This is a genomic window from Pseudomonas promysalinigenes (assembly GCF_014269025.2).
GTDB lineage: Bacteria > Pseudomonadota > Gammaproteobacteria > Pseudomonadales > Pseudomonadaceae > Aquipseudomonas > Aquipseudomonas promysalinigenes.
On sequence record NZ_CP077094.1, the window covers coordinates 2177974 to 2188449 of the forward strand.

At 61.5% G+C, this 10476-nt stretch carries 13 protein-coding genes; 6 read left to right on the forward strand and 7 right to left on the reverse strand.

Annotation, left to right across the window (positions count from 1 at the left end):
• Window positions 1–23: 23 nt before the first annotated feature.
• Together HU725_RS09935 and ampC are read right to left on the reverse strand one after the other, a co-directional pair.
• Entirely contained in the window at window positions 24–356 is a 333-nt protein-coding gene (locus HU725_RS09935) for a hypothetical protein (RefSeq protein WP_060476575.1), read from the reverse strand.
• A gap of 294 nt (window positions 357–650) precedes the next feature.
• The gene (ampC, locus tag HU725_RS09940; protein WP_186477074.1) at window positions 651–1787 is read right to left on the reverse strand and encodes a class C beta-lactamase; all 1137 of its coding nucleotides are present in this window, start codon (window positions 1785–1787) and stop codon (window positions 651–653) included.
• A gap of 116 nt (window positions 1788–1903) precedes the next feature.
• Here ampC and HU725_RS09945 point away from each other — a divergent pair, with 116 nt between their 5' ends.
• The gene (locus HU725_RS09945; RefSeq protein ID WP_409488066.1) at window positions 1904–2896 is read left to right on the forward strand and encodes a bile acid:sodium symporter family protein; all 993 of its coding nucleotides are present in this window, start codon (window positions 1904–1906) and stop codon (window positions 2894–2896) included.
• Window positions 2897–3051: 155 nt separating this feature from the next.
• Here the strand turns inward: HU725_RS09945 and HU725_RS09950 are convergent, their stop codons facing one another.
• Window positions 3052–3615, reverse strand: a complete 564-nt coding sequence (locus HU725_RS09950; RefSeq protein ID WP_186477076.1) for a TetR/AcrR family transcriptional regulator — start codon at window positions 3613–3615, stop codon at window positions 3052–3054.
• An 85-nt stretch (window positions 3616–3700) separates the two neighbouring features.
• Here HU725_RS09950 and HU725_RS09955 point away from each other — a divergent pair, with 85 nt between their 5' ends.
• Window positions 3701–4432 (forward strand): SDR family oxidoreductase, encoded by a 732-nt coding sequence (locus HU725_RS09955; RefSeq protein ID WP_060476572.1) that lies wholly within the window; start codon window positions 3701–3703, stop codon window positions 4430–4432.
• A gap of 25 nt (window positions 4433–4457) precedes the next feature.
• On the forward strand, window positions 4458–5051 hold the full coding sequence (locus HU725_RS09960) for a 2-hydroxychromene-2-carboxylate isomerase (RefSeq protein WP_186477077.1): 594 nt from the start codon (window positions 4458–4460) through the stop codon (window positions 5049–5051).
• Window positions 5052–5088: 37 nt separating this feature from the next.
• Here the strand turns inward: HU725_RS09960 and HU725_RS09965 are convergent, their stop codons facing one another.
• The 3 genes from HU725_RS09965 to HU725_RS09975 form a co-directional block, all read right to left on the reverse strand.
• On the reverse strand, window positions 5089–5634 hold the full coding sequence (locus HU725_RS09965; protein WP_027916793.1) for a cupin domain-containing protein: 546 nt from the start codon (window positions 5632–5634) through the stop codon (window positions 5089–5091).
• Between the two features lie 133 nt (window positions 5635–5767).
• Window positions 5768–6301, reverse strand: coding sequence for a cytochrome b (locus HU725_RS09970; RefSeq protein ID WP_186477078.1), 534 nt, complete (start codon window positions 6299–6301; stop codon window positions 5768–5770).
• Window positions 6298–7344 carry a catalase family peroxidase gene (locus tag HU725_RS09975; RefSeq protein WP_186477079.1) on the reverse strand — a complete coding sequence of 349 codons (1047 nt, stop codon included), beginning with the start codon at window positions 7342–7344 and terminating at the stop codon, window positions 6298–6300. The genes HU725_RS09970 and HU725_RS09975 overlap by 4 nt, the downstream gene beginning before the upstream one ends.
• 132 nt (window positions 7345–7476) lie before the next feature.
• On the opposite strand from HU725_RS09975, the gene HU725_RS09980 reads away from it, so the two are divergent.
• Both HU725_RS09980 and HU725_RS09985 read left to right on the forward strand, forming a co-directional pair.
• Window positions 7477–7998: a sigma-70 family RNA polymerase sigma factor gene (locus HU725_RS09980; RefSeq protein ID WP_186477080.1), complete on the forward strand. Its 522-nt coding sequence runs from the start codon at window positions 7477–7479 to the stop codon at window positions 7996–7998.
• Window positions 7995–8747, forward strand: a complete 753-nt coding sequence (locus HU725_RS09985) for an anti-sigma factor family protein (protein WP_186477081.1) — start codon at window positions 7995–7997, stop codon at window positions 8745–8747. The genes HU725_RS09980 and HU725_RS09985 overlap by 4 nt, the downstream gene beginning before the upstream one ends.
• A 56-nt stretch (window positions 8748–8803) precedes the next feature.
• Here HU725_RS09985 and xthA read toward each other — a convergent pair whose 3' ends face one another.
• Window positions 8804–9616, reverse strand: a complete 813-nt coding sequence (gene xthA / locus HU725_RS09990; protein WP_186477082.1) for an exodeoxyribonuclease III — start codon at window positions 9614–9616, stop codon at window positions 8804–8806.
• 163 nt (window positions 9617–9779) lie between these two features.
• Here xthA and HU725_RS09995 point away from each other — a divergent pair, with 163 nt between their 5' ends.
• The gene (locus HU725_RS09995) at window positions 9780–10430 is read left to right on the forward strand and encodes a GNAT family N-acetyltransferase (protein WP_186477083.1); all 651 of its coding nucleotides are present in this window, start codon (window positions 9780–9782) and stop codon (window positions 10428–10430) included.
• Window positions 10431–10476 lie beyond the last annotated feature (46 nt).

Genomic DNA, 10476 nt, shown 5'->3' on the forward strand with positions numbered 1-10476 from the left:
GCTTGATTAATGATGATGGATGCTCAATTGAGCGATTCGATCACCTTGACTGCCTGCCGCTCACGGGCGGCGGGCCATTCTTGTTGCAGGGTCTGCAGAACGCGGCCAACGAACTCGGTGTCGGCTGCGGCCTTTTTGCCGACATAGCCCTGGCCACGGCGGTAGACCTTGAAACGAGCACGCATGCTGGGCAGGTGCGTTTCGAATTCATCCTCGACGGTGTTCGGCGGCAGGCGGTCAATACGCACCTCGCCGGTTTGGCTGACCCACAGCAGGTGGTCGTCGAGGCTGTCCTTGCGAACGGCGAACAGCTCTGCCAGTTGATCGATAGTCGGATTGTTGTTCAGGTTCATCATAAAGCCCCCATCACCCAGTTGTTGTTGATTTTCACAGTTGGCGCCACAGGTTGTAGCGCGCTACCAAGGCTGCTACAGCAGCATCGCAACAGGGGCTTTCTTACGCTGCCTTTTGGACAGATTCCCTCTCCACGGGCAGCCTGCGTTACCGCGCAGACCGCCTGGAACACCCTTGCCACCGCTCCCGATCGGGGAGACAGCTTCATCATGCCCAAGGCCGATGAAGGGCGTCAATGGTTTTGTAGTGAAATTTTTCAACCACTACATTTTGTCCGACAATCCTTTTCGCGTGACTTAGTGGTCGAGTTTTTCGAGGATTTTGTAGGCGGCCCGCACGCGGGCTTCGTTGGGATAATTGCGGTTGGCAAGCAGAGCGATGGCTTTGCCTTCGGAGGGAATGAAAGCGGCGTATACACCGAAGCCATTGGTCGAGCCGGTCTTGTTGTACCAGGCCGCAGGTTGGGCTGGCAGTGGTGGGGTCAGGCGCTGAGTAGCCTGTGGCTGAAGAATCAGTTGAGAGCTGTTACCTTCGATCAACGTGTTCAGTTGCACCGGGTACGCGTAGCGCTCCCAGCCCAGGCCTTGCGTCATGCTACCTACCTTGAAGTAACCTGCCTGGGTGACGGCCATGGCTTTACGCAGGGCGGGTGCCAGTTCAGCCGGTTGCATTTGTAGGCGCAGGTAGCGCAGCAGGTCATTGGCACTGGTTTTGATGCCATAGGCTTGATCAGCGTACGGACCTGGGCCAACGTGCACCGGGCGGTTCTGCGCGTCGTAGCCTTGGGCGTACAAGCCCTGGGCGCTGTCTGGCACCTGCAGATAGGTATGTCGGAGGCCCAATTGCGGCAACAGATGATCGGTCATTACCTCGGCGAACGGGCGATGTTGCGCACGTGCCGCGAGGTCGCCAAACAAGCCCAGGCTGGGATTGGAATAGCAGCGCTGAGTGCCGTGCTTAGTGCGCGGCTGCCAGTGCTGGAAGAATGCCAGGGTCTGCTCGGCGCTCTGTACCTCATCAGGGAACTGCAAAGGCAGGCAATCCGCGCTGTAGGCGCCCAGTTCAAGGACGCTGACCTCGCCCAAGGGCGTGCCGGCTAGTGCGGGCTGGTACTTGCGTGCCGAAGCTTGCAGGTCGAGCTTGCCCTCGGCACTGGCCAGGGCAGCCAGGGTAGCGGTGTAGGTTTTGCTCAGTGAACCGATTTCGAACAGTGTGTCAGCGGTCACTGGCCTGCCATCGGCTTTACTGGCGACGCCATAGGTGAAGTAGTGGGGCTGGCCATCGACATACACCGCAACGGCCATGCCTGCGATGTCCTGCTCTTTCATCAAAGGGCCAATGACCTGGTCGACCCTGGCCTGCAACGCGTCGGTAGCGTACACCGAGCTGAAAGCGAACATCAGGCTAAGTGGGGCGAGACGTTTGATGATCATGCAATATCCTTCGTTGAGGTGTCCGTTGAGCGATATCGACCGGGGTTTCGGCGTTAGCAGGAAAAAACGCCAGACCTTATCGTCCATCGTTGCACAACGACAAGATGGAAACTGTTATGAAATATTTGCGCATGTTGTTCGACAAGTTCACCCTCTGCCTACTTGCGGTGGTGCTGACTGCCTCCGTGCTACCTTGCTCGGGCGACGGCGCGGTGTACTTTGGCTGGCTGACGAACCTGGCAATCGGTTTGTTGTTCTTCCTGCACGGTGCCAAGCTTTCCCGCGAGGCGATCATCGCCGGCGCCGGTCACTGGCGCCTGCATTTGTTGGTATTTTCCTGCACGTTCGTCATGTTCCCGTTGCTGGGGCTGGCGTTCAAGCCGTTGTTCGTGCCGCTGGTAGGCAATGAGCTGTACCTGGGAGTGCTTTATCTGTGCGCGTTGCCCGCAACCGTGCAGTCAGCCATCGCCTTTACCTCGTTAGCCCGCGGCAACGTGCCAGCTGCTATTTGCAGTGCTGCCGCGTCCAGCCTGATCGGTATTTTCCTGACGCCGCTGCTGGTGATGTTGTTGCTCGGGGCCAATGGCGATACCGGGTCGGGTCTGGATGCTGTGTTGAAGATCACTCTGCAGCTGTTGGTGCCTTTCGTGGCCGGCCAGATCGCACGACGCTGGATAGGTGCGTGGGTCAAGCAGAATGCTCGCTGGCTCAAGATCGTCGACCAGGGCTCGATCCTGCTGGTGGTCTACACCGCGTTCAGCGATGCAGTGGTGACTGGCCTGTGGCACACCGTGTCGCCACAGCATCTTGCGGGGCTATTCGCGGTCTGCGGCATCCTGCTGGCGGTGGTACTGTTGGGCACACGCGTGCTTGGCAAGGTGCTGGGGTTCAATTTGGAAGACCGCATCACCATCCTGTTCGCCGGCTCCAAGAAAAGCCTCGCCACCGGCGTGCCGATGGCGCAGGTGCTATTCGTTGGGGCGGGTATTGGCGCGATGATTCTGCCGCTGATGCTGTTTCACCAGATCCAGTTGATGGTTTGTGCGGTGTTGGCGCAGCGTTATGCCGCCCGGGAGCAAACCAGTCAGGCGTTGAGTGCTTCTTCGTGATCACTGTGGCAAACCCGCTAATTGGCCGTGCCTGAGGGGTACGATCGATTAGCGGGTTTTCCAGCCCGTTGGCCCCGATAGCCTATTCGTGACGCCATGGGCGATCATCAAGTCTGGCCCGTGCGGCGCGAAGCGGTATGGGCCGCTGTTGCAAGTCAATCACCCTCGCTCAGCGCCCTGACCACGAAGCCTTTACTGGCATCGAGCAACTGCTGCTGCACCTGCTCGCTGGCGAGCATGCGCCCGACCATCACCGCGCCGACGCACTGGCTGATCAGTACCCAAGCCAAGTCCGAGTCTTCCAGCGTCTGGCTCCATGCGCCATGCAAAGTCACCAGCCAGTGTTCAGCCTCTTCGCGCACAGGCTGTTCGGCACGGGCGATTTCCACACCTAACGGCGGTAGCGGGCAGCCGCCCTCGGCATTGTGCAAGTGCGCCAGGCTCAGGTACTGCTGAAGGCATCGCGCCAGGCGCTCGCGACTTGCGCCCTGTTCGGCCAGTCGTGCCAAAGGGCTATTGCACAGCTCCTGGCGGACCACTTCGGTAAATAGCGCGTCTTTGGAGGGAAAGTGATTGTAGAAGGCGCCGCCTGTCAGGCCGATGGCCTTCATCAGGCCGGCCACGCCGGTGCCAGAAAAGCCACCGCGCTTGGCCAGCGCGCCGCTGCTTGCCAACAACCTGTCGCGGGTCTGCTGTTTGTGTTCTGAGGAGTAGCGCATGGCGGCCTCTGCGCGCTGCTTGACGAAGCGCTGATCTTAACATAGCGTTCGTTTACTAAACGATCATTCATTAATGGAGGCAGGCATGGGAGAGCAACCCAAGGTGGCGCTGATCGTCGGCGCCGGGGATGCCACCGGCGGCGCGATCGCCAAGCGGTTTGCCCGAGAGGGTTACGTGGCATGTGTAACGCGTCGTCAAGCCGACAAGCTGCAGCCGCTGATCGATGAAATTCGCGGCGAGGGCGGCCAGGCCCATGGCTACGGCTCTGACGCTCGTAAGGAGCAGGAAGTAGCTGAGCTGGTCGAACGCATCGAGCGTGATATCGGGCCAATCGAAGTGTTTGTGTTCAATGTCGGCGCCAATGTCCCGTGCAGCATTCTTGATGAAACCCCGCGCAAATACTTCAAGGTCTGGGAAATGGCGTGTTTTGCAGGTTTTCTCACGGCTCAGGCCGTTGCCCGTAGGATGGTCACTCGCGAACGGGGCACCATTCTGTTCACCGGTGCAACGGCAGGTACCCGGGGTGCCGCCGGATTTGCTGCGTTCGCCGGCGCCAAGCATGGGCTGCGGGCGCTGGCCCAGAGCATGGCGCGCGAGCTTGGGCCACGTCATATCCATGTTGCACATGTGGTGGTGGATGGAGCCATCGATACCGCTTTTATCCGCGACAGTTTCCCCGAGCGCTACGCATTGAAAGATCAGGCCGGCATTCTGGACCCGGTACACATCGCCGACAGCTATTGGTTCCTGCACACCCAGCCCCGTGATGCCTGGACCTTCGAACTGGATCTGCGGCCGTGGATGGAGCGCTGGTAAGCCTGGGAATCAAGGAGTGGATTAAATGAGCAAGACCGTAGAGTTCTACTTCGACCTGGGCAGCCCAGCCAGCTATCTGGCCTGGACTCAGTTGCCTAGTCTGTGTGCCCGCAATGGCGCGACCCTGAGCTATAGGCCAATGCTGCTGGGCGGGGTGTTTCAGGCCACTGGCAACGCCTCGCCGGCGATGGTTCCGGCAAAAGGTCGTTACATGTTCAACGACCTAGGGCGTTATGCCAAACGCTACGGCGTGCCCTTCGGGCTGCCGCCCGGCTTCCCGGTGAACACGCTGACCTTGATGCGTGGGGTCATTGGTACGCAGTTGCATGCCCCGGAGCACTTCGAAACGTTGCTGGGCGTATTGTTCAAGGGGCTGTGGGAGCACCAGCGCGACCTGAGCGATGCGGCGGTGTTAGAACAGACACTGCGCCAAGCGAGTTTAGACCCTGTAGGGTTTCAAACCTTGGCGGCGGATGTTCAGGTCAAGGCGCAACTCAAGCACGCCACTGAGCAGGCGGTGGAGCGGGGTATATTCGGTGCGCCAAGCATGTTCGTCGCCGGTGAGTTGTTCTTTGGCCAGGACCGCCTGGACTTCGTCGAACAAGCGCTGCAACGATGAGCTACCAAGGCCTCGCGCAGGCGAGGCCGCAGCTCGGTCAGAAGTTTGCCGGCGTGTTGGCGCTGATGATTTCCGCCTCGTCCTGGCCGATGTTCTTGAAACTGTGTGGCAAGGTGGTGGGAATGTAGTACCCGTCGCCGGAGTTGAGAATGCTCACCTGGCCGTCGACCCAGAGCTCGACAGTGCCACGAGTCACCAGGCCACATTCTTCGCCTTCGGCATGCACGATCGGCTCGCCTGAATCGGCACCTGGGGCATAGAGCTCGCGCAACATGCGCATCTGCCGGGCCTCGACACTGGCACCGACCAACAGCATGCGTAAGCCATTGCGGCCAAGGTCTGGTTGCTCGCTGGCGCGGAACACGAAACGCTCCTCGCGTACTGGCTCGTCGAAGCTGAAGAACTCGGCCAGGGTCATGGGGATCCCTTCGAGCAGTTTTTTCAGTGAGCTGACCGATGGACTGACACGGTTCTGTTCGATCTGCGAGATCGTCGAATTGGTCAACCCGCTGCGGCGGGCCAGTTCCCGCTGGGAGAGGTTGTTGCGTTCACGCACCAGTTTGAGTCGCGTCCCCGTGTCCATAGCCGCCTTGTAATCAGAGGTGTTTAAAATAATTAGCGACGCATTAAAACACACTCTGCAAGGTTGCGCGCAGTGCTTATCAGCGGGCGCGCGGCGCATGGCAATTGCCAGCGCCATGCGGCTTAGCAGCTTTTTATTCGCCGCGTCTCACAGGGCCTGGCCACATGCTGCGCAACACCCCGTCACGCCTTACCAGGGCATGCATCAGCGCGGCACCCAAGTGCACCAGTACGGTGGCGAACAGCAGATAGCCGGCCCAGCCGTGGGCCTGGCGAAGCACCGCGTACAGCTGCAAGTCGTGCGGGGCGATTGCCGGCAGTTGCAGCGGGCGTGGGTAGCCACCGGCCGAAAGCATCGCCCAGCCCAGCAGCGGCATGGCCAGCATCAGCCCATACAGCAGCCAATGGGATGCGCCTGCGGCGATGCGTTGCAAGGCTGGCATGTCGGTCGGCAAGGGCGGGTGCGGTAAGGTCAGGCGCAGGCACAGGCGTACGATCACCAGCACAAGCAAGGCCAGGCCCGTGGCTTTGTGCAGGTCGATCAACAGTGGGTGGCGCAGGGACAGGTCGCCGACCATGCTCACGCCAATGAACAGCATGGCGATGATCAGCACCGCCATCAGCCAGTGAATCAGGCGGGCCAGAGGGTGAAAGACGTCGGGTTTCATTGCTGTGCTCCTTCGCCCTGGGCTTCGCGGCTGCGGCGGTTGAAAGATTCCGAATAGGCGGCAGAACGGGCAGCGAGGATCGGATCGGCAGTGGGCTTGATGCCGCTAGGCAGGATCAATGGGTCGAAGTTCAAGTCGCGACAGGCGCCTTGTTCGGGGGCGTCGACCTGCTCGATCACCAGCGTGCCGGCTTCAACGCTGCGCCGGTCAGCTGGCCATGGTCGAGCCGGGTCATCCACTGCATCATCCGGGTTGGCCAGCACCAGGCGCAGGGTCCAGCGCAGCGGCCCTTGGGCCAGGCGCCGTTGCAGGTCATGCTGTAGGAACAGCTTGTCATCGACCTGGCCGGGAAGGGGGCTGAGCGCTGTTTGTGGTTCCAACTGCCACCGTACCGGATGCGCCGTACCGCTGGCATCGATCAGCTCAAAGGCATTGATGCTGTGGTATTGGGTGTTGGCGAAGCTGTCGCTGGGTTTGTAGCTTGCGGCCCACTGACGAAACGCCGCGCTTTCCGGGTGCGCCGCGAAAAATGCCTGCATCTTGGCAGGGTTGGGCTTGCCAGTGGCGGGGTCTGGCGCGCCGGCCAGCACCTGGTCATAGAAACCTTGCGGGTTGCTCACTGCCAGTACCGGAGGGTTGTTCATGCCGGTTCGCCAGATCTGGCCATCATCGGTGCTCAGCTGGATCGCCATACTACGCACCGGTATTGCCGTATCCGGGGCGAATGGATTAGCTCCGCCGATTGCAAAGCGGCCGATCACCGGGACCCGCTCCTGGCTGAAAGCCCTTGCGGTGGACAACGTTGCAGCCTGGCCGCTGGCCTGGAAGTAGCCACTGACGCACAGGCCCTTGGCGTGGTTCTTGCGGTAGCCCGGATAGTGGCCGGCCTGGGCCTCGAAGGTATCGATGATGCGCTGAGGGGTCAGTTGCGGCCCGCCGATCCAGCCGGCGGCATAGGCGAAGCCTGCGCCCAGCGCCAGCATCACGGCGCCTATGCCGGCCAGGCGAAGCGCCTTGGCTGGGCCATGCAAGGGTGAGTTCATGGTAGATACCCGGTTCAGTGAGAAGGTGCCAGTACGACGTCCCAGGAAAAAACTTATTCCATGGCAGGGAATAGATTTTCTCGCCAGGCGTCTGCCCCATACACTGACAACCCTAGCGCCCGGTAACTGACCATGCACGATTTGGACGAACAGCAGTGGCGTGAGCTGCTGCAGCGCCTGCGGCGCTTCGCCGTTTGGCTGACGCGCGAACCCGGCAGTGCCGACGACCTCGTCCAGGCCACGGTCGAGCGCGCCTTGACCCGCCGCAGCCAGCAACGCGAAGGCGAGGCCTTGCGCGCCTGGCTGTTCACGATCCTGTATCGGCTGTTTCTCGACTCCAAGCGCCGGGAGCGCCTGCACGCGCGCTGGTTGTCGTGGTTCAGCCGCGCCGATGCCGCCGATGAACCGGTTGGCGACAATACCGAAGACATCATCCTGGCCCAAGCCGATTTGCAGGCATTCGCCCAGCTTTCTACGGAACAGCGCGCCTTGCTGTTGCTGATCAGCATCGAAGGGCTCAGCTACAAGGAGGCAGCCACGGCCTTGAACATCCCCATCGGGACGGTCATGTCGCGCCTCTCGCGCGCGCGCGCCGCCCTACGTGAACTGACCGAGGGCGCCCCCCAGCCGCCAGCCTTGCGGAGACTCAAATGAAACGCCTGATCCCTGGTGAAGACGAACTGCATGCTTATGTCGATGACCGCCTGGAGCCGGCGCGGCGTGCTGAAATACAGGCATGGCTGGCGGCCAACCCTCAGCAAGCGGCGCGGGTGGAGGCCTGGCGCAGCGATGCCAGGCGCCTGCGTGCCGCACTGGCGGGGTTGGGGGAGACCCAGGGCGCGGCGAAGCTCGACCTGCACCAGGTTCAGCAGCGGCTGCGCCAGCGCAGGCTACGGCGCGTGGCGTCGGCGGCGATGCTGTTACTGGCGTTGGGCGTCGGCGGGCTGGGCGGATGGCAGGCTCGCCAGGTCACCTTGGCCAGCGATACGTTGCCAATGGCCGATGCCGTGCAGGCCCATCGGCTGTTTGCCGGCACCCAGGCGCTGGACATTCAGGCCAGTGACCCTGAGCAGTTGCGCCAATGGCTGGGGCGGCATTTCAGCCGCGTGGGACAATTACCGGACCTGGCGGGGTATGGCTTCGAGCCGGTTGGGGCGCGGCTGCTCAGTAACGAGCAGGGCCCGGCGGCGTTGCTGGTATTCCAGGACCGCAGTGGGCAACGTATCAGCCTGTTTTTGCGCTCGCCGGGCGATCGCTATGCAAGCATGCCGCAGGGTCAACGGGTGGATGGTCAGCTCGAGGCCCGCTACTGGTCGCATGGGGCCTACAACTTTGCCCTGGTCAGCGCGGCAAGCGATGGGCGTGGGGCGAGGGTGGGGGAGGCGTTGCGCTTGGGGTTGTGAGCAGCTGACCGGAGGCACGACGCAAGCCGCCCCCCCGGTAGGCGGGTGAGAGTGCTTTAGTCCAACTGCAGCCAGATCGGTGCGTGGTCGGAAGGTTTTTCCATGCCGCGCAGCTCGTAGTCCACACCGGCTGCCTTGATCCGCGGCACCAGCGCCTGGGACGCCATGATCAGGTCGATACGCAGCCCGCGCTTGGGTTCGTCCTCGAAGCCACGGCTGCGATAGTCGAACCAACTGAAGCGGTCGGCCACTTCCGGGTGCAGGTGGCGGAAACTGTCCACCAGGCCCCAGCCCTTGAGGCGTTCCATCCACTCGCGCTCTTCAGGCAGGAAGCTGCACTTGCCGGTTTTCAGCCAGCGCTTGGCATTGTCCGCGCCGATGCCGATGTCGCAATCCTGGGGGGAAATGTTCATGTCACCCATCACCAGTATGGGCTGGTCATTCTTGAACTGCCCCTCAAGCAGCGCTTGCAGGTCGCTGTAGAAGCGCTGCTTGGCGGGGAACTTGGTGGGGTGGTCGCGGCTTTCCCCCTGGGGGAAGTAGCCGTTCATGATCGTGATCGGGTTGCCCTGGGCATCGGCGAAGGTGCCCCAGATGAAGCGGCGCTGGGCATCTTCTTCATCCGTGGCGAACCCTTTGAACAGGCTCAGCGGGGCTTGGCGCGAAAGCAGGGCTACGCCGTAATGGCCTTTCTGGCCGTGGTAATGCACGTGATAGCCCAAGGCCTGGACATCGGCCAAGGGGAACTGATCGTCGCTGACCTTGGTTTCCTGCAGGCCGATCACGTCCGGCTGGTGCTTGTCGATCAGCGCCGCCAGCTGGTGCGGGCGGGCCCGCAGGCCGTTGATGTTGAAACAGACGATCTTCATGGAAAGATAATCCCGGTAAAAGCGCCGATGCTAACGAACATCGGCGTTGATCACCAGCATGCCAGCCTACTGCTGCCACATCGTGCGTGTGCCGAGGTGAACGATGTGCGCACGGGCACCTCCAAGGCATTGATATTGCCCTTTTTCAGAAGGACCGCCCGCTATGCCCGATGTCACTGCCGCCCAGGCCCGTGTCTGTACGCTCGATAACGGCTACCGCCGTGAGGCCCGCGCATTGTTGTACGACGCCTATCGGCACGATCCAACCTTCGCCTATATCTTCGAAGCGCATCGTCCAGGCTATGAGCAAAGGCTGCGAGTGATGATTCGCCATTGGGTGCGGCAGCACTTTTACCTGCAATTGCCAGCCATAGGCCTACTGCTTGATGACCGCCTGATTGCCCTGGCTCTGATCGTGCCGCCGCAGCGGCGTCTGGGGGTCGCCGACAGTTGGGTCTGGCGCTTGCGCATGCTGCTGGGCGCTGGGCAGCGCTGTACCCGGCGCTACCTGGACTATCAGGCAGCCGTGATTGGCTGTGTGCCTTCCGATCAGGTGCATATGCTGCCGCTGTTAGGCGTTCACCCGCACTTTCGCGGCGGGCATTACGCTGAACAATTGTTACAAGCTGTTCATGACTGGTGCGCTGAGGACCCCAATACCCAAGGGGTCGTGCTGGACTCTGGCAACGAGCAATACCTGGCGTTCTATGCGCGTCAGGGCTATGAAGAGATTGGCGAGGTGGTGCTGGGGCCGGTTCGGGAGAGGGTGTTTTTTCATCCAAATCCTGAGGTATCGCTGTCATCAATTGCCTGAGGGAGGCTGCCAAGTGCCTCCCTTGAGCGCTTGGCTCTGGTAGCAT

Coding starts and splice junctions, on each gene's coding strand:
- HU725_RS09935 (WP_060476575.1), bottom strand. CDS start 356: ATGATGAACCTGAACAACAATCCGACTATCGATCAACTGGCAGAGCTG.
- ampC (WP_186477074.1), bottom strand. CDS start 1,787: ATGATCATCAAACGTCTCGCCCCACTTAGCCTGATGTTCGCTTTCAGC.
- HU725_RS09945 (WP_409488066.1), top strand. CDS start 1,904: ATGAAATATTTGCGCATGTTGTTCGACAAGTTCACCCTCTGCCTACTT.
- HU725_RS09950 (WP_186477076.1), bottom strand. CDS start 3,615: ATGCGCTACTCCTCAGAACACAAACAGCAGACCCGCGACAGGTTGTTG.
- HU725_RS09955 (WP_060476572.1), top strand. CDS start 3,701: ATGGGAGAGCAACCCAAGGTGGCGCTGATCGTCGGCGCCGGGGATGCC.
- HU725_RS09960 (WP_186477077.1), top strand. CDS start 4,458: ATGAGCAAGACCGTAGAGTTCTACTTCGACCTGGGCAGCCCAGCCAGC.
- HU725_RS09965 (WP_027916793.1), bottom strand. CDS start 5,634: ATGGACACGGGGACGCGACTCAAACTGGTGCGTGAACGCAACAACCTC.
- HU725_RS09970 (WP_186477078.1), bottom strand. CDS start 6,301: ATGAAACCCGACGTCTTTCACCCTCTGGCCCGCCTGATTCACTGGCTG.
- HU725_RS09975 (WP_186477079.1), bottom strand. CDS start 7,344: ATGAACTCACCCTTGCATGGCCCAGCCAAGGCGCTTCGCCTGGCCGGC.
- HU725_RS09980 (WP_186477080.1), top strand. CDS start 7,477: ATGCACGATTTGGACGAACAGCAGTGGCGTGAGCTGCTGCAGCGCCTG.
- HU725_RS09985 (WP_186477081.1), top strand. CDS start 7,995: ATGAAACGCCTGATCCCTGGTGAAGACGAACTGCATGCTTATGTCGAT.
- xthA (WP_186477082.1), bottom strand. CDS start 9,616: ATGAAGATCGTCTGTTTCAACATCAACGGCCTGCGGGCCCGCCCGCAC.
- HU725_RS09995 (WP_186477083.1), top strand. CDS start 9,780: ATGCCCGATGTCACTGCCGCCCAGGCCCGTGTCTGTACGCTCGATAAC.